A 22,620-nucleotide genomic window follows, 5' to 3' on the forward strand; every position below is an offset into this window, starting at 1 on the left:
GTGCTTCACCTACGCCTGATCGTCCCCGCCGACCGCACCGACGAGGTCGTCCGCACGGTGGAGAAGACGGTCGGCACGACGCACCTCGCCGTGGTCCCCGGAGCGGCCCGCGACCCCCAGGGCGACCTCGTCCTGTGCGACGTGGCACGGGAGGCGGGTGACGACCTCATCAGCGCGCTCCGCGCCCTCGGCATCGACGAGACCGGTTCGATCGCCGTCGAGAACATCGACCTGTCGCTGTCCGAGCGGGCCGACCGGGCGGAGAAGGACGCGCCGGGCGAGGGCGCGGACGCGGTGCTGTGGGAACAGCTGACGGACGCGACCCACGAGGAGTCGACGCTCTCCGTCACCTACATCGCGTTCCTGTCGCTGGCGACGATGATCGCGGCCTGCGGCGTGGTGCTCGACAACGCGATCCTGATCGTGGGCGCCATGGCGGTGGGTCCGGAGTTCGGCCCGCTGGCCGGCTTCTGCACGGCGCTGGTGCAGCGCGCCCCGAAGCTGGCGTGGCGCTCGTTCACCGCGCTGATCGTGGGCTTCGCGGTGGCGATGGCGGTCGCGGTCCTGTTCAGCCTCTTCATGAGCGCGACGGGCCTGTTCACCGAGGCGAAACTGGACGCCGACCGCCCGAACACGGGCTTCATCTACGCCCCCGACTGGTTCTCATTCGTCGTGGCCGTACTGGCGGGCGCGGCCGGCATGCTGTCCCTCACGTCGGCCAAGTCCGGCGCCCTGGTGGGCGTGGCCATCTCCGTGACGACGGTCCCGGCCGCTGCCAACGCCGCGGTGGCGCTGAGCTACGGCGACCTGGGCCAGACCTGGGGCTCCTCCGAGCAGCTCCTGCTGAACCTGCTCGGCATCGTCGTCGCCGGTACGCTCACGCTGCTCGCCCAGAAGTTCTTCTGGGCCAGGCAGCGCGAGCGTACCGCCGCGAGGAACGCCTAACCGAGCGCGGACTTCACCACGTCGGCGAGCCGCCCCGCGACCGCCTTCGCCTGCTCGATGTCGGCCGCCTCGACCATGACCCGCACGAGCGGCTCGGTGCCCGAGGAGCGCAGCAGGACCCGTCCCGTGGCGCCCAGCTCGCGCTCGGCGTCGGCGACGGCGGCCGCCAGCTCGGCGGAGGTGCCGACGCGCGACTTGTCGACGTCGGGCACGTTGATGAGGATCTGCGGCAGCCGGCTCATGACCCCGGCGAGGTCCGCGAGCGTACGCCCGGTGGCGGCCACCCGCGCGGCCAGCATCAGGCCGGTCAGGGTGCCGTCGCCGGTGGTGGCGTGGTCCAGCACGATCACGTGCCCGGACTGCTCGCCGCCCAGGGCGTACCCCTCGGCCTTCATCGACTCGAGGACGTACCGGTCGCCGACGGCGGTCTGCACAAGCTCGATGCCCTCGCGCTCCATGGCCAGCTTGAAGCCGAGGTTCGACATGACGGTGCCGACGACGGTGTTCTTCCGCAGCTGACCGGCCTCGCGCATGGCGAGGGCGAGCACAGCCAGGATCTGGTCGCCGTCGACCTCACGGCCCTCGGCGTCCACCGCCAGGCACCGGTCGGCGTCGCCGTCGTGGGCGATCCCGAGATCGGCACCGTGCTCGACGACGGCGGCCTGGAGCATCTCCAGGTGCGTGGAGCCGCACCCGTCGTTGATGTTCAGTCCGTCCGGATCGGCGCCGATGGTGACGATCTCCGCGCCGGCCCGGGCGAAGGCTTCCGGAGAGACACGCGAAGCGGCACCGTGCGCCTCGTCGAGAACGACCTTGACCCCGTCGAGCCGGTTCGGCAGTACGCCGATCAGATGCGCGATGTACTGGTCGAAGCCCGCGTCGTAGTCCGAGACCCGGCCGACGCCCGCCCCGGTCGGCCGGGCCCACGGCTCACCGGTCCGGTGCTGCTCGTACACGGCCTCGATCCGGTGCTCCAGCTCGTCGGCCAGCTTGTGCCCGCCGCGCGCGAAGAACTTGACACCGTTGTCCGGCATGGCGTTGTGACTCGCGGAGAGCATGACGCCGAGATCGGCGCCGAGCGCGCCCGTCAGGTACGCCACCGCGGGGGTGGGCAGCACGCCCACGCGCAGCACGTCGACGCCCGCGCTCGCCAGACCCGCCACGACGGCGGCCTCCAGAAACTCCCCCGACGCACGCGGATCACGTCCGACCACGGCGGTCGGCCGATGGCCCTCAAAGGTGCCCGCCTCGGCGAGTACGTGCGCCGCCGCGACCGACAGACCGAGCGCGAGCTCGGCCGTCAGGTCCGCGTTGGCGACACCGCGCACACCGTCAGTGCCGAAGAGTCGTCCCACTGGTGTCCTCCGAAAATGCTCCGAAAATGCAAGCTGGCTACAAAGCCATAGACGAACGCCCCGGCAGCACACAAGGTGCCGCCGGGGCGAACGTCTGAAACAGGCGAGCAGGCGGATTAGCGCTTGCTGTACTGCGGCGCCTTACGGGCCTTCTTGAGACCGGCCTTCTTGCGCTCGACCGCACGGTCGTCGCGGGAAAGGAAGCCGGCCTTCTTCAGCGCCGGGCGGTTGTTCTCCACGTCCGCCTCGTTCAGCGCACGGGCGACACCGAGACGGAGCGCACCGGCCTGACCGGAGACACCGCCACCCGCGATGCGGGCGATGACGTCGTAGCGGCCGTCGAGCTCGAGCACCTTGAAGGGCTCGTTGACTTCCTGCTGGTGAACCTTGTTCGGGAAGTAGTCCTCGAGCGTACGCCCGTTGATCTTCCACTTGCCGGTGCCCGGGACGATCCGGACGCGGGCGATGGCGTTCTTGCGACGGCCCAGGCCGGCCGCGGGCTGCGGGTCACCGAAGCGGCCCGCGAGGGACTCGCTTGTGTACTCGCCCTCGACGGGGACCTCGGACTCGAAGGTGGTCACCTCGGCGAAGGTCTCTTCGTTCTCGGAACCCTCGACGGGCGTCTCGACAGTGGTCTCGGCCACGATTCTCCTCAGATTTCTTTCGTTCTTAGGGGGTGTGGCCGGAACTACTGCGCGACCTGGGTGATCTCGAACGGCACCGGCTGCTGGGCAGCGTGCGGGTGCTCGGGACCTGCGTAGACCTTCAGCTTCGAGAGCATCTGACGACCCAGGGTGTTCTTGGGGATCATGCCCTTGATGGCCTTCTCGACGGCCTTCTCGGGGTTCTTCGCCAGCAGCTCGTCGTAACGAACGGAGCGCAGACCACCCGGGAAACCGGAGTGGCGGTACGCCATCTTCTGGGTCTTCTTGTTGCCGGACAGGTGAACCTTGTCGGCGTTGACGATGATGACGAAGTCACCCATGTCCATGTGCGGGGCGTAGATCGCCTTGTGCTTGCCCCGCAGGAGGGTGGCGGCAGTCGTCGCCAGACGGCCCAGGACGATGTCCTGCGCGTCGATGATGTGCCACTGGCGCGTGACATCGCCGGGCTTGGGGCTGTACGTACGCACGGTCGTAGCCTTCGCTTCTTCAGTGAGTGGGTCCTGACAAGGCCACTGGGACGATCACGACAGCCTTGGCGGCATCCGGGGACGCAACCCGTCTGCCTGCCGCTGGTCATCGGCCCGGTGGACCGGCGTAAGGGCCCCTCGCGTGAGAACGACCAAGCCAATACGCATAACGAACTGGAAGCTTACCCGCCTGCCCCCGTACGGGTCAAAACGGCCCGGCGGGCCCGCACACCGCTCCCCGCGCGGCGCGCCCCCCAGCGCGCCCGCTACCGCGCCCGCTCCACCCGCCGCTCGTCCCACACCGGCTCCGTCGTCTCCCGTACGACCCCGTCCGAACCGAAGACCAGATACCGGTCGAAGGACTTCGCGAACCACCGGTCGTGCGTCACGGCCAGCACCGTCCCGTCGTACGCCTCCAGCCCCTCCTGCAGCGCCTCGGCGGACTCCAGGTCGAGGTTGTCCGTCGGCTCGTCGAGGAGCAGCGCGGTCGTCCCCTCCAGCTCCATCAGCAGGATCTGGAAGCGCGCCTGCTGCCCGCCCGACAGCCGGTCGAACGCCTGGTCCCCCTGGCGCTCCAGCTCGTACCGCCGCAGCGCGCCCATCGCCCCGCCCCGGTCCTTGGAGTGCTCGGACCACAGGATGTCGACGAGCGTCCGGCCGACCAGCTCGGGATGCGCGTGCGTCTGCGCGAAGTGCCCGGCCACCACCCGCGCGCCCAGCTTCCACTCCCCCGTGTGCCGGACGTCCTCCCCGGCGAGCAGCCGCAGGAAGTGCGACTTGCCGGACCCGTTCGACCCGAGCACAGCGACCCGCTCCCCGTAATAGACCTCCAGGTCGAACGGCTTCATCAGCCCGGTGAGCTCGAGCTCCTTGCACACGACGGCCCGCACCCCCGTGCGGCCGCCCCGCAGCCGCATCCGGATGTCCTGCTTGCGCGGCGGCTCCGGCGGCGGTCCCGCCTCCTCGAACTTCTCGAACCGCGTCCGCATGGCCCGGTACCGCGACGCCATGTCCGGGCTGCTCGCGGCCTGCCCCCGCAGCCTGAGCACCAGCGCCTTGAGCCGCGCGTGCTCCTCCTCCCACCGGCGCAAGAGCTCCTCGAACCGCGCGAACCGCTCGGCCCGCGCGTCGTGGAAGGTGTCGAAGCCGGAGCCGTGCACCCACGCGTCGGCCCCCGTCGGCCCCGGCTCCATGCTCACGATCTTGTCGGCGGACCGCGAGAGCAGCTCGCGGTCGTGGGACACGAAGAGGACCGTCTTGCGGGTCTCCTTCAGCCGCTCCTCCAGCCACCGCTTGCCCGGCACGTCCAGATAGTTGTCCGGCTCGTCGAGCAGCAGCACCTCGTCGGGCCCCCGCAGCAGGGCCTCCAGTACGAGCCGCTTCTGCTCACCCCCGCTGAGCGTCCGCACCGCGCGGAACTGCGCCTTGTCGTACGCGATCCCCAGCGCCGCCATCGCGCACATGTCCCAGACGGTCTCGGCGTCGTACCCGCCGACCTCCGCCCAGTCGGACAACGCCTGCGCGTAAGCCATCTGCGCCTTCTCGTCGTCCACGGTCAGGATCCCGTGCTCCGCCCTGTCGACGGCGGCGGCCGCCTCCCGGATCCGGTCCGGGGACACCGACACCAGCAGGTCCCGTACGGTCCGCTCGTCCTGTACGGACCCCACGAACTGGCCCATCACCCCGAGCCCGCCACTGACGGTCACGGACCCGCCGTGCGGCTGCAGCTCCCGGGAGATCAGCTTGAGCAGGGTCGTCTTGCCCGCTCCGTTGGGCCCGACCAGGGCCACGACAGCGCCCTCCCCGACCCGGAAGGAGACGTCGCCGAGCAACGGCCGCCCGTCCGGCAGGTAGTACTCGACGTGTGCGGCCTCAAGATGTCCCATGCTCCGCATTCTCGCCGTCGTCCGCCGCATCACCCAACCGGTTTAGGATGCGCGGCATGAGCTTTGGGCAAGGGGGGCCCTCCTGGGGTGGCCCCGAGGGACAGCAGAGCCCTCACGATCCGTACGGAACACAGTCGTCAGCGGACACGCCGGACTGGGCGGCGCTGGCCGACGCCTCCGCCGCGCGCGCCCGCCGCAAGCGATGGACCTACATCGGCGGCGGCGTCCTGGCGACCGCCGTGATCGGCGCGATCGTCGCCACGGCGGTCGTCACGACGAACAGCAACAGCACGAACACCGACCACACCAACTCCGCGAGCGAGCTGCCGACGCCCGAGACCCTGCCGACCGAGTCCGCGCAGCCCGGCCCCTCGTTCTCCTCCCAGGCGCCCCCGCCCCCGCCCAATCCCCGGGACTTCATCTCCAGCGCGAAGAAGGACAAGCTGCCGCTGAGCGCCGACACCCTCTTCCCCGGCAAGAAGCTGAAGATGGGCGACCGCTCGTACACCAAGGGCGCGACGAACCGCACGACCAGCTGCTCCGCCGCGACCCAGGGGGCACTGGGCTCCGTACTCACCAGCAACGGTTGCGACCAGGTCGTCCGCGCGACGTACTTCAAGAGCGGCGTGGCCGTCACCGTGGGCGTCGCGGTCTTCGACACCGCCGCCCAGGCCGCCAAGGCCAAGGAGCAGGCGAGCGGGGGCCTCGCCTCTCTCCCCGGCGCCGGCGTCCCCACGTTCTGCCGGGGCGGCTCGGTCTGCCGCAAGACCACCAACGCATACGGCCGTTACGCCTACTTCACCGTGAGCGGCTTCACCACCGGCAAGAACGTCACGCAGGCCGACCGTGACGTCTTCACCACCGGCGACGACCTCGCGGAGTTCACATTCCGCCAGATCCACCAGCGCGGGAAGACCCAGGCGTCAGCAGCAGCCACCGCCGGCCAGTGAGCCGGCCGGCGAACCGGGCAGGGTCCGCATGTTGCGCGCCTGGCGAGCCCGCTCCGCCAGCAACGCGTCGGCGGGATAGCCGACTTCCTCCAGCGTGAGGCCGTGCGGGCGTACGACATGGACAGACGAGTCCCGTACGCCCGCCGCCAGCACCTTCCCCGGCCAGTCCGCGTCCCGGTGCCCGTCGCCGACGAACAGCATCGCGCCGACGAGCGAGCGCACCATGTTGTGGCAGAAGGCATCGGCGCGCACAGTCGCGGTGATGACCCCGTCCGTCCCCCGCTCCCAGCTCAGCTGCTGGAGGGTCCGGATGGTCGTCGCGCCCTCGCGCCGCTTGCAGTACGCCGCGAAATCGTGCTCCCCGACCAGCTTCTCGGCGGCCCGGTTCATGGCGTCGACGTCCAAGGGCCAGTCGTGCCACAGCACATGCCCGCGCAGCAGCGGGTCGACGCCCCCGGGATTGTCCGTCACGCGGTACGCGTAGCGCCGCCAGACGGCCGCGAACCTGGCATTGAACCCCGCGGGTGCCTCCGCCACCTTCCAGACCCGCACATCGTGCGGCAGCCGCCCCGCGAGCCGCCGCAGCAGCTTGTCGTGGTGCTCGGCCCACACGTCCTCGGGCAGGTCGACGTGGGCGACCTGCCCGCGCGCGTGCACGCCCGAGTCCGTACGCCCGGCGACCGTCAGCTCGTACGTGCGCGAGGACCGCGTCACGGTCCGCAGCGCGTCCTCGATCTCACCCTGGACCGTGCGCCGCTCGGTCTGCTTCGCCCACCCGGAGAAGTCCTTCCCGTCGTACGAAAGATCCAGCCGCACCCGCACGTGTCCCGGCGCCGCGCCCTCGGTGTCCTCAATGGTCTCGCTCACGAGCGAATCCTCTCCCACGGATCAAAACCAGAACGGGCCCGCACCGCCCCGAAGGGTGATGCGGGCCCGCCCAGTGGTGTCAGAACGCTCAGGCGTCCTTGGACTCACCCTCGGCCTCGGCGGCCGGAGCGGTCTCCTCGACAGCCTCGTCCTTCTTGAGGGCGTCTTCCTTCACCGCACGCTTCGTCGCGGCCTCGGCCTCACCGGTGGCGGCCTGCGCCACGGTCAGGGCCTCGACCAGCTCGATGACCGCCATCGGGGCGTTGTCGCCACGACGGTTGCCGATCTTCGTGATGCGGGTGTAACCACCGGGGCGGTTCTCGTACCGCGGGGCGATCTCGGTGAACAGCGTGTGCACGATGCTCTTGTCCGTGATCGTCTGCAGCACCAGGCGACGGTTGTGGATGTCGCCCTTCTTCGCCTTGGTGACCAGGCGCTCGGCGACGGGGCGCAGGCGGCGGGCCTTGGCCTCGGTCGTCGTGATGCGGCCGTGCTCGAACAGCGACTTCGCCAGGTTGGCGAGAAGCAGACGCTCGTGCGCGGCGCTGCCGCCCAGACGGGCACCCTTTGCGGGACGCGGCATGGTGTTTCTCCTTGTGTCTGCACCGGCCGTATCAGGTACCGGTGTCAGTTACCGACGAGCTAGTGCCCGCCGGAAGTCTTACGCTCCGGTGCGGGCCCATCGGGCCCGCACCGGCACAGTCAAGCCCGTCCGGCGACTGTGACTGAGGACCGAGCCTCGGCCGCCGGCGCAGGGCACGATCAGTACTGCTCGGTCTCGACGAAACCGGCGTCCGCGTCGTCGTCGGCGCCGAAGGCGTCGGCAGCGGCGGTCGGGTCGAATCCGGGCGGGCTGTCCTTGAGGGCCAGGCCCATGCCGGCCAGCTTCGCCTTGACCTCGTCGATCGACTTCGCACCGAAGTTGCGGATGTCGAGCAGGTCGGCCTCGGAGCGCGCCACGAGCTCACCCACGGAGTGGATGCCCTCGCGCTTGAGGCAGTTGTACGAACGAACGGTGAGCTCGAGCTCCTCGATCGGCAGCGCCAGGTCGGCGGCAAGGGCGGCGTCCGTGGGGGACGGGCCCATGTCGATGCCCTCGGCGTCGATGTTGAGCTCGCGCGCCAGACCGAACAGCTCGACCAGCGTCTTACCGGCGGACGCCATGGCGTCGCGCGGCCGCATGGCCTGCTTGGTCTCGACGTCGACGATCAGCTTGTCGAAGTCGGTGCGCTGCTCGACACGGGTCGCCTCGACCTTATACGTGACCTTGAGCACCGGCGAGTAGATGGAGTCGACCGGAATACGGCCAATCTCCTGGCCCACCTGCTTGTTCTGGACGGCGGAGACGTAGCCGCGACCGCGCTCGACGGTCAGCTCCATCTCCAGCTTGCCCTTGCCGTTCAGCGTCGCGAGGACGAGGTCCGGGTTGTGGACCTCGACACCGGCCGGCGGGGCGATGTCAGCAGCGGTGACCAGGCCCGGGCCCTGCTTGCGCAGGTACATCACGACGGGCTCGTCGTGCTCGCTGGAAACCACCAGCTGCTTGATGTTCAGGATGAGGTCGGTGACGTCCTCCTTGACACCCGGCACGGTGGTGAACTCGTGCAGGACGCCGTCGATCCGGATGCTGGTGACAGCGGCACCGGGGATCGAGGAGAGGAGCGTACGACGCAGAGAGTTGCCGAGGGTGTAACCGAAGCCCGGCTCGAGGGGCTCGATCACGAACCGCGAGCGGTACTCGTCGACGACCTCTTCGGTCAGCGACGGACGCTGAGCGATAAGCATGAGAAATGCCTCCAGTCTTGGCACCCACTATTTGATGCCAACTGTTACAAGGGTACGGGCGGCACGGCCCGAAGGACCGTACCGCCCGAGTACAACGCGTTCGGAGACGAAGGTCGGTCTTCACTCCTTGCGCACTGCAACAACCAGATCAGACGCGGCGACGCTTGGGCGGCCGGCATCCGTTGTGCGGGGTGGGGGTGACGTCCTGGATCGAGCCGACCTCGAGGCCGGTGGCCTGGAGGGAGCGGATCGCGGTCTCACGGCCGGAGCCGGGACCCTTGACGAAGACGTCGACCTTGCGCATGCCGTGCTCCTGCGCGCGGCGGGCGGCCGACTCGGCGGCCATCTGCGCGGCGAAGGGGGTGGACTTGCGCGAGCCCTTGAAGCCGACGTGGCCGGCGGAGGCCCAGGAGATCACGTTGCCCGAGGGGTCCGTGATCGAGACGATCGTGTTGTTGAACGTGCTCTTGATGTGGGCGTGCCCATGAGCGACGTTCTTCTTTTCCTTGCGGCGCACCTTCTTGACAGCGCCCTGACGACCCTTGGGGGGCATCTATAACTCCTACGGGAGGTGGTCGGTCCTCAGCGAAGACCGCTGGTAAGCGTCCGGCTGAGGACTACTTCTTGCCCGGCTTCTTCTTGCCGGCGATCGCGCGACGCGGGCCCTTGCGGGTACGAGCGTTCGTGCTGGTGCGCTGGCCGTGAACCGGCAGGCCGCGGCGGTGACGCAGACCCTGGTAGCAGCCGATCTCGACCTTGCGGCGGATGTCGGCCTGCACCTCGCGACGGAGGTCACCCTCGGTCTTGAAGTTGACGTCGACGTACTCGCGGATCTTGACCAGGTCCTCTTCGGCCAGGTCACGAACGCGCGTGTCCGGGTTCACGCCGGTAGCGGCGAGGGTCTCCTGGGCACGGGTACGACCGATGCCGAAGACGTAGGTAAGGGCGACCTCGATACGCTTTTCGCGCGGGAGGTCAACGCCTTCAAGGCGTGCCATTCATGGCTCCTGTTTGTTCGGAGGTCTTCCGCAGAACCGCTCCGTGGCCGCCGACCCCTCTCCCTCGAGAGAGTGGTACGGACCAGGTCCCCGGCCTCCGCCGGAGGTGTCAGCACCCGTGGGCACTGGGTTCTGCGTAATTACGTTTTTGCTTGCGTCGCGCGAAGTTCTGCGAGATGCAGGGGGTCGTACGTCAGCCCTGGCGCTGCTTGTGGCGCAGGTTTTCGCAGATGACCATGACCCGGCCGTGACGGCGGATCACCTTGCACTTGTCGCAGATCTTCTTGACGCTCGGCTTGACCTTCATGGGATGTGAGGTTCTCCGGGTCAGTGCCAATCACCCCGTGAGACACGGGGCGCGGGCAAGATCTACTTGTACCGGTAGACGATCCGGCCACGCGTCAGGTCGTACGGAGACAGCTCCACGACGACCCGGTCATCCGGGAGGATGCGGATGTAGTGCATACGCATCTTGCCGCTGATGTGCGCTAGGACTTTGTGACCGTTCTGAAGTTCCACCTTGAACATTGCGTTCGGGAGGGACTCGATCACGGTGCCCTCGATTTCGATGGCACCTTGCTTCTTGGCCACGCTTCGCCCTTCGAATCGGCTACCTTGATCGACTCACGCATCCGTATGCAGGCATACGGGTACACGCGAGCCGACGAGTCAGTCTACGTCAGGCACACGGAAAAGACGAATCCGGCAAGTGTGCCCAACAGTCAAGATCATTACGCCGTTCGGCTCAGTGGAGCCGGTTCTCGACGCCGCCGGCTCAGCCCAGCGGGTCGGGGGCGGCCGTGACGCCGTACTCCGCCAGCTTCGCCTTGCCGCCGTCCACCGCAGTGAGGACCAGCGGTCCCTCCTCGGTCAGCGCCACCGAGTGCTCCCAGTGCGAGGACCAGGTGCCGTCGGTGGTGACGACGGTCCAGTTGTCCTCCAGGACATCGGTGTGCGGCGTACCGAGGCTCACCATCGGCTCGATCGCCAGGCAGAAGCCGGGCACCAGCTTCGGGCCCTTGCCGCGCTTGCGCGTGACGTAGTTCAGCAGGTGCGGGTCCATGTGCATCTCGGAGCCGATGCCGTGGCCGCCGTAGTCCTCGATGATCCCGTACTTGCCCGTCGCCGGACGCGGCTGGCGGCGGATGTACGACTCGATCGCCTTCGAGATGTCGACGAGCCGGTTCCCCAGCTTCATCGCGGCCAGGCCCGCCCACATCGACTCCTCGGTCACCCGGGAGAGCTCGATCAGCTCGGGCGCGTGTCCCGTACCCACGAAGGCGGTGTACGCCGCGTCGCCGTGCCAGCCGTCGACGATCGCGCCGGCGTCGATCGAGATGATGTCGCCGTCCTTCAGGACCGTCTTCTCGTCCGGGATGCCGTGGACGACGACCTCGTTCACCGAGGTGCAGATGGTGGCGGGGAAACCGCCGTACCCGAGGAAGTTCGACTTCGCACCGTGCTCGGCGAGCACCTTGCGGGACACCTCGTCCAGATCCCTGGTGGTGGCGCCCGGCACGGCCGCCTCACGCGTGGCCGCGTGGACGGCGTCGACGACCAGCCCCGCCTCACGCATCTTCGCGATCTGCTCGGGGGTCTTGATCTCCACCATGTGTGTGCCTTCCACATTCGCTGTCACTACGTACTACGCACTGCGCACTATCTGCTACCCGCCCAACAGTACGGCCGCGGCGCCTCTCGGACACCGCGGCCGCAACCGTCGTACTGCTCGCTCGATCAGCCCTCGTCGGAGGACTTCTTCAGGGCTTCCATCGCGCGCTTGGTCACTTCGTCGACCTTGCCCAGCGCGGAGATGGTGACCACCAGGCCCTGAGCCTTGTAGTGGTCGATGATCGGCTCGGTCTCGCTGTGGTAGACCTCCAGCCGGCGGCGCACCGTTTCCTCAGTGTCGTCGCCGCGCTGGTAGAGCTCGCCGTCGCAGACATCACAGACGCCGTCCTGCCGGGGCGGGCTGTACGTCACGTGGAAGACGTGGCTCGAGTCGTTGCGGCAGATCCGGCGACCCGCGATCCGCTTGACGACCTCGTCCTCGGGGACCTCCAGGTCCAGTACGGCGTCCAGCTTCTGGCCCTCGGCCTTCAGCGTCTCGTCGAGAGCCGCGGCCTGGGAGACGTTGCGCGGGAAGCCGTCCAGCAGGAAACCGTTCACGGCGTCCTTCTGGTCCATGCGGTCCTTGGCCATCCCGATGGTGACCTCGTCCGGCACCAGGTTGCCGGCGTCCATGAACGCCTTCGCCTGCTTGCCAAGGGCAGTGCCCTGGCTGATGTTGGCGCGGAAGAGGTCGCCCGTGGAGATGTGCGGGATCGACAGGTTCTTGGCAAGGAACGCGGCTTGCGTTCCCTTGCCGGCACCGGGCGGTCCGACGAGGACGATTCGCATCAGCGGAGGAACCCTTCGTAATTGCGCTGCTGGAGCTGGCTCTCGATCTGCTTCACGGTCTCCAGGCCCACACCCACAATGATGAGGATGCTTGTTCCACCGAAGGGGAAGTCCTGGTTCGCGCCGAAGCCCGCCAACGCCATCGTCGGCACAAGAGCGATCAGACCCAGATACAGCGAGCCCGGCCAAGTGATCCGGTTGAGCACGTAGCTCAGGTACTCGGCGGTAGGCCGACCTGCCCGGATACCCGGGATGAAGCCACCATACTTCTTCATGTTGTCGGCGACTTCCTCGGGGTTGAACGAGATCGCCACATAGAAGAAGGCGAAGAACACGATCAACAAGAAGTACGTGGCGATGTAATACGGGTGGTCACCCTTGACGAAGTGGGCTTCGATCCAGGTCGCCCAGCCCGCCTTGGACCCGCTGAACTGAACGATCAGCGCCGGGATGTAGAGCAGCGACGACGCGAAGATGACAGGAATCACACCCGCCTGATTGACCTTCAGCGGGATGTACGTCGACGTACCCCCGTAGGACTTCCGGCCGATCATGCGCTTCGCGTACTGCACGGGGATGCGGCGCTGGGCCTGCTCGACGAAGACGACGAGCCCGACCATCGCGAAGCCGACCAGGATCACCGTGCCGAACTCGATCCAGCCACCCGCGAGTTCGCCCTGCTTCTTGATGGCCCACAGGGCGCCGGGGAAACCGGCGGCGATCGAGATGAACATCAGGATCGACATGCCGTTGCCGATGCCGCGGTCGGTGACGAGCTCACCGAGCCACATGACGGCCGCGGTGCCCGCGGTCATGGTGATGACCATCACGATGGTCACGAAGATGGACTTGTCCGGGACGATCTGGCCCGCGACCTGGCAGTTCTGGAAGATCGCACCATTACGGGCGGTGGCCACCAGACCCGTGCCCTGAAGTACCGCGAGGGCGACCGTCAGATAGCGCGTGTACTGCGTGATCTTGGCGGTACCGGACTGCCCTTCCTTCTTGAGCGCCTCCAGCCGCGGGATCACCACGGTCAGAAGCTGAAGGATGATGCTCGCCGTGATGTACGGCATGATGCCCAGCGCGAAGATCGTGATCTGCAGCAGGGCGCCACCGCTGAACATGTTGACGAGCCCGAAGAGCCCGCCCGTCTGTGCCTGGTCGACACAGATCTGCACGTTCTTGTAGTTGACGCCGGGAACCGGAATGTGGGCCCCGAGCCTGTACAGCACGATGATGCCGAGTGTGAAGAGCAGCTTCTTGCGCAGGTCGGGCGTCTTGAACGCCCGGGCGAACGCGGTGAGCACAGTGCCTCCTGCGCCCCCCGCGTAGCGCGCGGGGAGGTCATGGATCCTAGTTGGATGGTAAGTACATGGGCACCCCGCGCCGGAGCCCAGAGCTGCCCGGAAGATTACATTGCAAGCAACCCTACTGGGTCGAGCGACTACTCCGGAACGTCCTACAACAGCAGCAAGCCGTTCATCGCGTCAAGGATCCGCATCTCGCCTCAAGCCCCCTACACGCACCGCCCGTCGGAACCCGCTCACCTGCCCGCACGACTCAAGCAGCGCTCGCTCGTTCCGACATGAGACGACCCCACACGCGTCAGGCCAGCCCTCTCATCACAGGGCACCCTATGGTGCGCCCGACAAAGACGGCATCCTGCGCAAGGCCTAGCTCGGAGGCAGGACAGCACCCCTAGCCACACTGAGCCGCCTGGAGGTTGAGGCGCCACGCGCGGCCGACAGGAGGTGCCCAAGCGCTTCAGCTGCCCCCGGACTGCATCGAATCAGACGCATTAGAAACCCATTTCTTTATGTTGTTCTCAAGTGTCGAAAGTTCACTCTTCCGACTGGATATCACACCGATCTCGTAGATGGACTGCACCTGTACCATTGTATCCAAATATCCCACTTGAGTTCTGCATCTCGCATCGGCCGTTGCCGCAGCCTTTTCCGTAGCCCCGGCTTCATCTCCATTCCAGCGGTCATCGTTGGCAGCGTCTTGGGGAGAAGAGTAGAGATAGCCTTCTTCGCGCATACACTCCGACCATCTCTCCACCACCTTTAGAGCCCTCGCATCTCTGGAGGCTTTGGAGACTGCCTCGAGCCGGATCACTTGCACCTGCGCCTCGCCCAGACCTGTCGGACTGGCAAATTCTTGTCGCGTCAGCTCAACGCCCTCGCCGGTAATTTTCGATGGAACACGCGTACCTTGCGTTATCGCGTCCGCCACTTTACGGACGCAACCTCCTTCGGGTACGGATTTCCCATTATATTTACGTACAACGCCCCGCAACAAATCTTGCTGGGTCTTTGAAGATTTCCTATCCCATTCTGGTATACCCCTCTCCACAGCTTGCGGGGGTTGGTTGTAACCATATCTGCGAGCTTGTTCGAGCGGGATTACGATGAACTCAGGGTGTGCTTCATCGGCCGGTGCAACCGTCGGCTCCGGTAGTGGATTGCTGCGGTACCCAAGGCTGCGCAAACAACGGTTCGTCAGCCTCGCCTCCGCCTTGCGCATAATCATACTTTCCTGCCGTGTAGGTAGGTAGGCGTCGAGAGGTGTCACTACCGGAGCTGCCGGCTCTAACGGCTGCGGTGCTGGCTCATCAGGTCGGCCAGACCTTGCTTCGCCGGAGCAGCCGACAGCCACTGCCAGCAGCAGCAGCAACGGCAACCAACTTTTTGCGCTCATGTTTCCTCACAAGCAGCCGAGTGGCCAACCCCTACAGGGGCGGGCCACTCGGCAAATCACAGATCGAATTACGACCTAGCAGCCATACTTCGAGTAGGAACTCGCCTCGTTGTTGTGATTCGCGTAAGCCCCAGCGATGTTGCCGCCCCAGCCCTTCGGGATATTGAACTTGTTCCCTCGATAGTCCTTGTCCCAGAACAAGCTGTAACCGGTACAGGACGTTCCTGTTCCAGCCGTGTAGGACGAGATGGCATCGTTGAGGTTTCCACTGGCATTGATCCAGTTGTTATTGCCGTTCGTGAAATTCGTGTCCTGGCCGCCGAGGTCGAAGTAGCCCTCGCTCTTATGCCTGTCGAAATTACGGTAGACGCAGAGTTCTGTGCTGGAGCATGTGCCGTCTCCTGCATCTGCGAAAGCTGATGACGTTACCCCGAGGGATGAAACGACTGTTGTAGCAAGCGTGAACACAGTCAGTGCGAGAACGCGAGTTTTCCGCATACAAGACCCCCATTTTAAATCTCGACCCCATAAGAGCCGAGATGACGACGCAGCGAAAACTCGGTTTTCGAGCCCCCGCGTCGTTCCCCTATCTTTTCTGCTGACATAGATCGCACCCTGGTCATGGCGCGAGCCAGCGATTCGAGAATAGGTGCACCAGAAGGAAGAAGTCAACGAATCAGTAACATCCTGGCCTCACCATGAACAATGACATCCCGACAACAACCCCTCAAACTGGGGCATAACTTTGTCCGCACATAGCCGCTTTCTTGAATGTAGGACTAAATTCTCCAAACGGTGGGGCTACACTGTGGCTCTGTTACTGAAGCTATAGCAAGCCTGTCAGACGCAGAGGCCAGGGAGAATAGCCGCGCGGCGCCTTAATGGGGCTGTCGAGACGCAGTACTGCTGGAGTCTTCTATTCCAGTACCTCATCTGCGGAATGAACCGTCGATTTCCAGCCGTATCGGGCCGGGCGTCAGCACAACCGGGCAACACAAAAACCGCCGGGGATACCTCTGTAGAGGCATCCCCGGCGGCGGGTGTTCATTTTTCAGCCCACGGGCTCGTCTCTCAGACGAGCTCGGTGACGGTGCCGCCAGCGGCAGCGATCTTCTCCTTGGCGGAGGCGGAAACGGCGTCAACCGTCACCGTCAGTGCCACGGAGACCTCGCCGGCGCCGAGCACCTTGACGAGCTGGTTCTTACGAACCGCACCCTTGGCGACCAGGTCGGCCACCGTGACCTCTCCACCCTGCGGGTAGAGGTCGGCGAGCTTGTCCAGGTTCACGACCTGGTACTCGGTGCGGAACGGGTTCTTGAAGCCCTTGAGCTTCGGCAGACGCATGTGGAGGGGCATCTGCCCGCCCTCGAAGCGCTGCGGAACCTGGTAACGGGCCTTGGTGCCCTTGGTACCACGACCTGCGGTCTTACCCTTGGACGCCTCACCACGACCCACACGGGTCTTGGCGGTCTTGGCTCCCGGGGCGGGCCGGAGGTTGTGGACCTTCAGCGGGTTGTTCTCCGCCATGTCAGTCGACCTCCTCAACCGTCACGAGGTGGCGGACGGTGTGAACCATTCCGCGGAACTCGGGGCGGTCCTCCTTGACAACCACGTCGTTCAGGCGCTTGAGCCCGAGCGAACGCAGGGTGTCGCGGTGGTTCTGCTTGCTGCCGATGTACGACTTCGTCTGCGTGATCTGGAGACGGGCCATTACGCACCCGCTCCCGCACGCGCACGGAGCAGGGCCGCGGGGGCCACGTCCTCGAGGGGCAGACCACGGCGAGCCGCGATCTCCTCGGGACGCTGCAGACCCTTGAGGGCCGTCACAGTCGCGTGAACGATGTTGATGGGGTTCGACGAGCCGAGCGACTTCGACAGGATGTCGTGAACGCCGGCGCACTCGAGCACGGCACGCACCGGGCCACCGGCGATAACGCCGGTACCGGGGGAAGCCGGCTTGAGCAGGACGACGCCCGCAGCCTTCTCGCCCTGAATCGGGTGAGGGATGGTGCCCTGGATGCGCGGAACCTTGAAGAAGCTCTTCTTGGCCTCTTCAACGCCCTTGGCAATGGCCGCGGGAACTTCCTTGGCCTTGCCGTATCCGACGCCTACAGTGCCGTCACCGTCGCCCACCACGACCAGCGCGGTGAAGCTGAAGCGGCGACCACCCTTGACAACCTTGGCGACACGGTTGATCGCGACAACGCGCTCAACGTAAGCGGTCTTCTCGGCGGCAGCGCCACCGTCGCGACCCTTCCGGTCCCGCCGCTCGCCGCCACCGGCACCGCTTCCGCGGCGCTGGGGTCCAGCCATTGGATTTACCTCTCTCTGTTACGTCCGTTAGTCCCGGAACCGGGGCTTAGAACTTCAGCCCGGCTTCGCGGGCGGCGTCAGCCAGAGCGGCAATGCGCCCGGCGTACCTGTTGCCACCACGGTCGAACACGACGGCCTCGACGCCGGCAGCCTTGGCACGCTCGGCGACAAGCGCGCCGACCTGCTGGGCCTGGGCGCTCTTGTCGGCCTCGCCACCGCGGATCGAGGCGTCCAGGGTCGACGCCGACGCGAGCGTGTGGCCCGCGATGTCGTCGATGACCTGAGCCACGATGTTGCGGTTGGAGCGCGTCACGACCAGGCGAGGACGCTCCGGCGTACCGGAGACGTGCTTGCGGACGCGGATGTGGCGGCGCTTGATGGCAGCGCGCTTGTACGCGTCACCCTTGGCGATCTTTACACCGTATGCCATGGCTTACTTACCCGCCTTTCCAACCTTGCGGCGGATAACCTCGCCGGCGTACTTGACGCCCTTGGCCTTGTACGGGTCGGGCTTCCGCAGCTTGCGGATGTTAGCGGCGACCTCGCCGACCTTCTGCTTGTCGATTCCCTCGACGCTGAGCTTCGTGGGCGACTCGACCTTGAAGGTGATGCCCTCGGGGGCCTCAACGACGATCGGGTGGCTGTAGCCCAGGGCGAACTCCAGGTTGGAGCCCTTCGCCTGGACGCGGTAACCGACACCGCTGATCTCGAGCGCCTTGGTGTAACCCGCGGTCACGCCGGTGATCATGTTCGCCACCAGCGTGCGGGACAGGCCGTGAAGGGCCTTGTTCTGACGCTCGTCGTTCGGGCGGGTGACGCTGAGCACGCCGTCCTCACCCTTGGTGACCTCGATCGGCGCGGCGACGGTGTGCGAGAGGGAACCCTTGGGGCCCTTCACCGCGACCGTGCGGCCATCGATGGTGACGTCCACACCGGCGGGAACCTGGATGGGGAGCTTGCCGATTCGCGACATTAGCTTTTCCTCCGTTCCCGACTACCAGACGTAGGCGAGGACTTCCCCACCTACGCCCTTCTTGCCTGCCTGCTGGCCGGTCAGGAGACCGTGGGACGTGGAGATGATCGCCACGCCCAGGCCGCCGAGGACCTTCGGCAGGTTGGTGGACTTCGCGTAAACGCGCAGACCCGGCTTCGAGATCCGCTTGATGCCCGCAATGGAGCGCTCACGGTTCGGGCCGAACTTCAGCTCGAGAACGAGGGACTTGCCAACTTCGGCGTCCTCGACCTTCCAGCCGGTGATGAAGCCCTCCTGCTGGAGGATCTCCGCGATGTGCGACTTGATCTTGCTGTGCGGCATAGCCACGGTGTCGTGGTACGCCGAGTTCGCGTTACGCAGACGAGTCAGCATGTCCGCGATCGGATCAGTCATGGTCATGAATTGGCCTTCGGCCTCTCTCGCCGGGGTTTCCTGTATGCGCCATCCCTCTCCCCACTCAGTGGCGGGACGGGTGCGGTGCGGGGACCTACGGCGTAGTAAGTCGGTCAGGGCGGCAGGCGCCCAACCCCGCAAGCCTACGGCATGCGGTGTCGGGCTCCTGCCGACCAGATACTTACCGAGAGCATCCGGAGTACGGGAAGTCCCGTACTACCAGGAGCTCTTGGTCACGCCCGGCAGCTCGCCACGGTGAGCCATCTCACGAAGGCACACGCGGCACAGGCCGAACTTGCGGTAGACGGAGTGCGGCCGGCCGCAGCGCTGGCAACGCGTGTACGCGCGCACAGCGAACTTCGGCTTGCGGGCCGCCTTAGCGATCAGGGCCTTCTTCGCCACGGTCAGTTCTCCTTGAACGGGAAGCCGAGGTGACGAAGGAGGGCACGACCCTCGTCGTCGTTGGTCGCCGTGGTGACCACGGTGATGTCCATGCCCCGGACCCGGTCGATCTTGTCCTGGTCGATCTCGTGGAACATGACCTGCTCCGTGAGACCGAAGGTGTAGTTGCCACGGCCGTCGAACTGCTTCGGCGACAGACCACGGAAGTCACGGATACGCGGCAGCGCGAGCGACAGCGTACGGTCCAGGAACTCCCACATGCGGTCACCGCGGAGGGTGACGTGGCAGCCGATCGGCTGACCCTCGCGCAGCTTGAACTGCGCGATGGACTTCCGGGCCTTGGTGACGGCCGGCTTCTGGCCGGTGATCGTGGTGAGGTCGCGAATCGCGCCATCGATCAGCTTGGAGTCGCGGGCGGCGTCGCCCACACCCATGTTGACCACGATCTTGACGAGACCGGGGATCTGCATGACGTTCTCGTAGGAGAACTCTTCACGCAGCTTGCCCGCGATCTCCTCGCGGTAGCGCAGCTTGAGACGCGGCGCGGTGGTGGTAGTCATCAGATGTCCTCACCGGTGCGCTTGGCAACGCGGATCTTGTTGCCCTCGTCGTCAAAGCGGTAGCCGACGCGAGTAACGACCTTCTTGCCGTCCTTCTCCACAACCAGCTGAACGTTGCTGACGTGGATCAGGGCCTCGGTCGTCACAATGCCACCGGTCTGCGAACCGCGAGCGGTCTGACCGGCCTTCGTGTGCTTCTTGACCCGGTTGACACCCTCGACCAGGACGCGGTTCTCGCGGGGAACGGCCAGAATGACCTTGCCCTGCTTGCCCTTGTCCTTACCGGTGATGACCTGAACCAGGTCGCCCTTCTTGATCTTCATGCTTACAGCACCTCCGGCGCGAGCGAGATGATCTTCATGAACTTCTTCTCGCGCAGCTCACGGCCCACCGGGCCGAAGATACGGGTGCCACGAGGGTCGCCGTCGTTCTTGAGAATGACAGCGGCGTTCTCGTCGAAGCGGATGTACGAGCCGTCCTGGCGGCGGCGCTCCTTGACGGTGCGAACGATGACAGCCTTGACGACGTCACCCTTCTTCACGTTGCCGCCGGGGATCGCGTCCTTGACGGTGGCGACGATGACGTCGCCGATGCCCGCGTAGCGGCGACCCGAGCCACCGAGAACACGGATGGTGAGAATTTCCTTCGCACCCGTGTTGTCGGCGACACGCAGTCGCGACTCCTGCTGGATCACGTCTATCTCCTGATCGTCTGCCGGTTCCCGGCGAGGGGCTCCTTGCGGAGGCCCCTCACCGAGCCTGGCGGAACTGCCTAGTGGGGAAGTTTCCCTCTAGGAATTACTTGGCCTTCTCGAGGATCTCGACGATGCGCCAGCGCTTGCTCGCCGACAGCGGACGCGTCTCCATGATGAGGACGCGGTCGCCGACGCCGGCAGCGTTCTGCTCGTCGTGCGCCTTGAGCTTGTTCGTACGGCGGATGACCTTGCCGTACAGGGCGTGCTTGACGCGATCCTCGACAGCGACGACGACAGTCTTGTCCATCTTGTCGCTGACGACGAGACCCTCACGGGTCTTGCGGAAGCCGCGGTCGGTGTTGGTCTCAGTCACAGTCTTCTCGCTCATCAGGCGCTCTCCACCGTCTCGATGCCCAGCTCGCGCTCACGCATCAGGGTGTAGATCCGGGCGATGTCCTTACGGACGGACTTGAGCCGGCCGTGGTTCTCGAGCTGTCCGGTCGCCGCCTGGAAGCGGAGGTTGAACAGTTCTTCCTTGGCCTCACGGAGCTTCGCGACGAGGTCCTCGTCGTTGAGCTCGCGCAGCTCGGTCGCCTTGGTACCGGCCGCCATCACGACTCACCTGCCTCGCGCCGAACAATCCGGCACTTCATCGGAAGCTTGTGAGCAGCGCGGGTGAGCGCCTCACGAGCAATCTTCTCGTTCGGGTAGGACAGCTCGAACATGACCCGACCCGGGTGCACGTTCGCGATCCACCACTCGGGAGAACCCTTACCGGAACCCATGCGGGTCTCGGCAGGCTTCTTCGTCAGGGGGCGGTCCGGGTAGATGTTGATCCAGACCTTGCCGCCACGCTTGATGTGGCGGGTCATCGCGATACGAGCAGCCTCGATCTGGCGGTTCGTCACGTACGCCGGGGTCAGCGCCTGGATGCCGTACTCGCCGAATGCGACCTCAGTGCCACCCTTCGCCATACCGCGGCGCTTGGGGTGGTGCTGCTTGCGGTGCTTGACCCTACGAGGGATCAGCATTTCGGTCAGGCCTCCGTTCCGGTGCTCTCAGCCGGAGCAGCGGCGGCGGGAGCGTCGGCCTTGGGGGCCTCAGCTGCCGGTGCGCCCTGCTGCGGCTTGCGGCCGCGGCCGCCACGCTCGCCACCACGACCGCCACGGCCACCGGCCGGACGGTCGGCCGCGCCGCCACCACGGGCCGGGCGGTTACCCGCACGGGCCGCAGCGTTCTCGGCACGGACCTCGGCGATGTTCTTGACGTCGCCCTTGTAGATCCAGACCTTCACGCCGATACGGCCGAAGGTGGTCTTGGCCTCGAAGAAGCCGTAGTCCACGTTCGCGCGCAGCGTGTGCAGCGGCACACGACCCTCGCGGTAGAACTCGGACCGGGACATCTCGGCGCCGCCGAGACGGCCACCACACTGGATCTTGATGCCCTTGGCGCCGGCCTTCATCGTGCCCTGCATGCTCTTACGCATGGCGCGACGGAAGGAGACGCGGGAGGAGAGCTGCTCGGCAACGGCCTGAGCAACCAGCTGAGCGTCCATCTCGGGGTTCTTGACCTCGAGGATGTTCAGCTGGACCTGCTTGCCCGTGAGCTTCTCGAGGTCACCGCGGATGCGGTCGGCCTCGGCGCCACGGCGGCCGATGACGATGCCCGGACGTGCGGTGTGGATGTCCACACGCACGCGGTCACGGGTGCGCTCGATCTCAACCTTCGAGATGCCGGCGCGCTCCATGCCGGACGTCATCATCCTGCGGATGGCGACGTCTTCCTTGACGTAGTCCTTGTACAGCTTGTCGGCGTACCAACGGGACTTGAAGTCCGTGGTGATGCCGAGCCGGAACCCGTGCGGGTTTACCTTCTGGCCCATTACCGGGAACCTTCCTTGCTGCTGACGACCACGGTGATGTGGCTGGTCCGCTTGCGGATCCGGTAGGCACGGCCCTGAGCACGCGGACGGAACCGCTTCAGGGTCGGGCCCTCGTCGACGTACGCCTCGCTGATGACCAGCGAGGAGGCGTCCGTGTGGTCGTAGTTGTGCGCAGCGTTGGCAATGGCGCTGTCAAGCACCTTGCCGACCGGCACGCTCGCGGCCTGCGCGGCGAAACGCAGGACCGCCTGAGCCTCCGTGGCATCCATGCCACGGATAAGGTCCACCACGCGGCGGGCCTTCATGGGCGTGACGCGGATGTACCGCGCCTGGGCCCTGGCTTCCATGGTTGTCCCTTCGG

At 66.1% G+C, this 22,620-nt stretch carries 33 protein-coding genes; 2 read left to right on the forward strand and 31 right to left on the reverse strand.

The window, feature by feature from the left end:
- A complete protein-coding gene (locus tag ACWIHY_RS16615) occupies positions 1-945 on the forward strand; it encodes a DUF389 domain-containing protein (protein WP_454376382.1) in 945 nt (314 codons plus the stop codon).
- Here ACWIHY_RS16615 and glmM read toward each other — a convergent pair.
- The 4 genes from glmM to ACWIHY_RS16635 form a co-directional block, all read right to left on the reverse strand.
- The gene (gene glmM, locus ACWIHY_RS16620; RefSeq protein WP_454376383.1) at positions 942-2,300 is read right to left on the reverse strand and encodes a phosphoglucosamine mutase; all 1,359 of its coding nucleotides are present in this window, start codon (positions 2,298-2,300) and stop codon (positions 942-944) included. The genes ACWIHY_RS16615 and glmM overlap by 4 nt on opposite strands.
- Positions 2,301-2,416: 116 nt before the next feature.
- Positions 2,417-2,944: a 30S ribosomal protein S9 gene (gene rpsI, locus ACWIHY_RS16625; RefSeq protein ID WP_454376384.1), complete on the reverse strand. Its 528-nt coding sequence runs from the start codon at positions 2,942-2,944 to the stop codon at positions 2,417-2,419.
- 44 nt (positions 2,945-2,988) lie between these two features.
- Entirely contained in the window at positions 2,989-3,432 is a 444-nt protein-coding gene (gene rplM, locus ACWIHY_RS16630; protein ID WP_069927435.1) for a 50S ribosomal protein L13, read from the reverse strand.
- A gap of 266 nt (positions 3,433-3,698) precedes the next feature.
- Entirely contained in the window at positions 3,699-5,327 is a 1,629-nt protein-coding gene (locus ACWIHY_RS16635) for an ABC-F family ATP-binding cassette domain-containing protein (RefSeq protein ID WP_454376385.1), read from the reverse strand.
- 47 nt (positions 5,328-5,374) lie between these two features.
- Between ACWIHY_RS16635 and ACWIHY_RS16640 the strand changes: the two genes are divergently transcribed.
- Entirely contained in the window at positions 5,375-6,268 is an 894-nt protein-coding gene (locus ACWIHY_RS16640; RefSeq protein ID WP_454376386.1) for a hypothetical protein, read from the forward strand.
- Here ACWIHY_RS16640 and truA read toward each other — a convergent pair.
- From truA to rplV, 27 genes are all read right to left on the reverse strand, one after another.
- Positions 6,242-7,135, reverse strand: coding sequence for a tRNA pseudouridine(38-40) synthase TruA (gene truA / locus ACWIHY_RS16645; protein ID WP_454376387.1), 894 nt, complete (start codon positions 7,133-7,135; stop codon positions 6,242-6,244). The two genes, ACWIHY_RS16640 and truA, sit on opposite strands and share 27 nt — an antisense overlap.
- 88 nt (positions 7,136-7,223) lie before the next feature.
- Entirely contained in the window at positions 7,224-7,718 is a 495-nt protein-coding gene (rplQ, locus tag ACWIHY_RS16650; RefSeq protein ID WP_454376388.1) for a 50S ribosomal protein L17, read from the reverse strand.
- A 179-nt stretch (positions 7,719-7,897) separates the two neighbouring features.
- Entirely contained in the window at positions 7,898-8,920 is a 1,023-nt protein-coding gene (locus ACWIHY_RS16655; protein WP_003956430.1) for a DNA-directed RNA polymerase subunit alpha, read from the reverse strand.
- Positions 8,921-9,068: 148 nt separating this feature from the next.
- Complete coding sequence (rpsK, locus tag ACWIHY_RS16660; RefSeq protein ID WP_017949643.1) at positions 9,069-9,473, reverse strand: 30S ribosomal protein S11; 405 nt, start codon at positions 9,471-9,473, stop codon at positions 9,069-9,071.
- 64 nt (positions 9,474-9,537) lie between these two features.
- The gene (gene rpsM, locus ACWIHY_RS16665) at positions 9,538-9,918 is read right to left on the reverse strand and encodes a 30S ribosomal protein S13 (RefSeq protein ID WP_028812356.1); all 381 of its coding nucleotides are present in this window, start codon (positions 9,916-9,918) and stop codon (positions 9,538-9,540) included.
- A gap of 193 nt (positions 9,919-10,111) precedes the next feature.
- On the reverse strand, positions 10,112-10,225 hold the full coding sequence (gene rpmJ, locus ACWIHY_RS16670; protein ID WP_009740505.1) for a 50S ribosomal protein L36: 114 nt from the start codon (positions 10,223-10,225) through the stop codon (positions 10,112-10,114).
- A gap of 62 nt (positions 10,226-10,287) precedes the next feature.
- The gene (infA, locus tag ACWIHY_RS16675) at positions 10,288-10,509 is read right to left on the reverse strand and encodes a translation initiation factor IF-1 (RefSeq protein ID WP_003956442.1); all 222 of its coding nucleotides are present in this window, start codon (positions 10,507-10,509) and stop codon (positions 10,288-10,290) included.
- 184 nt (positions 10,510-10,693) lie between these two features.
- Positions 10,694-11,530 carry a type I methionyl aminopeptidase gene (map, locus tag ACWIHY_RS16680; RefSeq protein WP_454376389.1) on the reverse strand — a complete coding sequence of 279 codons (837 nt, stop codon included), beginning with the start codon at positions 11,528-11,530 and terminating at the stop codon, positions 10,694-10,696.
- Between the two features lie 125 nt (positions 11,531-11,655).
- Entirely contained in the window at positions 11,656-12,318 is a 663-nt protein-coding gene (locus ACWIHY_RS16685) for an adenylate kinase (RefSeq protein ID WP_454376390.1), read from the reverse strand.
- Positions 12,318-13,628, reverse strand: a complete 1,311-nt coding sequence (secY, locus tag ACWIHY_RS16690) for a preprotein translocase subunit SecY (protein ID WP_454376391.1) — start codon at positions 13,626-13,628, stop codon at positions 12,318-12,320. Before secY ends, ACWIHY_RS16685 begins: the two co-directional genes overlap by 1 nt.
- A gap of 457 nt (positions 13,629-14,085) precedes the next feature.
- Positions 14,086-15,021 (reverse strand): hypothetical protein, encoded by a 936-nt coding sequence (locus ACWIHY_RS16695; protein ID WP_454376392.1) that lies wholly within the window; start codon positions 15,019-15,021, stop codon positions 14,086-14,088.
- 75 nt (positions 15,022-15,096) lie between these two features.
- Positions 15,097-15,519, reverse strand: a complete 423-nt coding sequence (locus ACWIHY_RS16700; RefSeq protein ID WP_454376393.1) for a hypothetical protein — start codon at positions 15,517-15,519, stop codon at positions 15,097-15,099.
- 573 nt (positions 15,520-16,092) lie between these two features.
- A complete protein-coding gene (gene rplO / locus ACWIHY_RS16705; protein WP_069927442.1) occupies positions 16,093-16,548 on the reverse strand; it encodes a 50S ribosomal protein L15 in 456 nt (151 codons plus the stop codon).
- A 1-nt stretch (position 16,549) separates the two neighbouring features.
- Positions 16,550-16,732, reverse strand: a complete 183-nt coding sequence (gene rpmD, locus ACWIHY_RS16710; RefSeq protein WP_028812361.1) for a 50S ribosomal protein L30 — start codon at positions 16,730-16,732, stop codon at positions 16,550-16,552.
- The gene (rpsE, locus tag ACWIHY_RS16715; protein WP_028812362.1) at positions 16,732-17,334 is read right to left on the reverse strand and encodes a 30S ribosomal protein S5; all 603 of its coding nucleotides are present in this window, start codon (positions 17,332-17,334) and stop codon (positions 16,732-16,734) included. The genes rpmD and rpsE overlap by 1 nt, the downstream gene beginning before the upstream one ends.
- A gap of 46 nt (positions 17,335-17,380) precedes the next feature.
- A complete protein-coding gene (gene rplR / locus ACWIHY_RS16720) occupies positions 17,381-17,764 on the reverse strand; it encodes a 50S ribosomal protein L18 (protein ID WP_028812363.1) in 384 nt (127 codons plus the stop codon).
- Positions 17,765-17,767: 3 nt separating this feature from the next.
- Complete coding sequence (gene rplF, locus ACWIHY_RS16725; RefSeq protein WP_454376394.1) at positions 17,768-18,307, reverse strand: 50S ribosomal protein L6; 540 nt, start codon at positions 18,305-18,307, stop codon at positions 17,768-17,770.
- 21 nt (positions 18,308-18,328) lie between these two features.
- Positions 18,329-18,727, reverse strand: coding sequence for a 30S ribosomal protein S8 (gene rpsH, locus ACWIHY_RS16730; protein WP_028812365.1), 399 nt, complete (start codon positions 18,725-18,727; stop codon positions 18,329-18,331).
- Between the two features lie 210 nt (positions 18,728-18,937).
- Positions 18,938-19,123, reverse strand: a complete 186-nt coding sequence (locus ACWIHY_RS16735) for a type Z 30S ribosomal protein S14 (RefSeq protein WP_004571834.1) — start codon at positions 19,121-19,123, stop codon at positions 18,938-18,940.
- A 2-nt stretch (positions 19,124-19,125) separates the two neighbouring features.
- On the reverse strand, positions 19,126-19,683 hold the full coding sequence (gene rplE / locus ACWIHY_RS16740; protein ID WP_028812366.1) for a 50S ribosomal protein L5: 558 nt from the start codon (positions 19,681-19,683) through the stop codon (positions 19,126-19,128).
- Entirely contained in the window at positions 19,683-20,006 is a 324-nt protein-coding gene (rplX, locus tag ACWIHY_RS16745) for a 50S ribosomal protein L24 (RefSeq protein ID WP_069927444.1), read from the reverse strand. Before rplX ends, rplE begins: the two co-directional genes overlap by 1 nt.
- A gap of 2 nt (positions 20,007-20,008) precedes the next feature.
- Positions 20,009-20,377 (reverse strand): 50S ribosomal protein L14, encoded by a 369-nt coding sequence (gene rplN / locus ACWIHY_RS16750; RefSeq protein ID WP_003966950.1) that lies wholly within the window; start codon positions 20,375-20,377, stop codon positions 20,009-20,011.
- 103 nt (positions 20,378-20,480) lie between these two features.
- Positions 20,481-20,765, reverse strand: coding sequence for a 30S ribosomal protein S17 (gene rpsQ / locus ACWIHY_RS16755; RefSeq protein WP_014154586.1), 285 nt, complete (start codon positions 20,763-20,765; stop codon positions 20,481-20,483).
- Positions 20,765-20,989 carry a 50S ribosomal protein L29 gene (gene rpmC, locus ACWIHY_RS16760; protein WP_028812369.1) on the reverse strand — a complete coding sequence of 75 codons (225 nt, stop codon included), beginning with the start codon at positions 20,987-20,989 and terminating at the stop codon, positions 20,765-20,767. The genes rpsQ and rpmC overlap by 1 nt, the downstream gene beginning before the upstream one ends.
- Positions 20,989-21,408, reverse strand: a complete 420-nt coding sequence (rplP, locus tag ACWIHY_RS16765) for a 50S ribosomal protein L16 (protein WP_028812370.1) — start codon at positions 21,406-21,408, stop codon at positions 20,989-20,991. Before rplP ends, rpmC begins: the two co-directional genes overlap by 1 nt.
- Before the next feature lie 5 nt (positions 21,409-21,413).
- Positions 21,414-22,259 carry a 30S ribosomal protein S3 gene (gene rpsC, locus ACWIHY_RS16770; protein WP_028812371.1) on the reverse strand — a complete coding sequence of 282 codons (846 nt, stop codon included), beginning with the start codon at positions 22,257-22,259 and terminating at the stop codon, positions 21,414-21,416.
- Positions 22,259-22,606: a 50S ribosomal protein L22 gene (rplV, locus tag ACWIHY_RS16775; protein ID WP_069927445.1), complete on the reverse strand. Its 348-nt coding sequence runs from the start codon at positions 22,604-22,606 to the stop codon at positions 22,259-22,261. The genes rpsC and rplV overlap by 1 nt, the downstream gene beginning before the upstream one ends.
- Between the last annotated feature and the right edge of the window lie 14 nt (positions 22,607-22,620).

The sequence above is a fragment of the Streptomyces sp. NPDC055287 genome, from assembly GCF_053646035.1.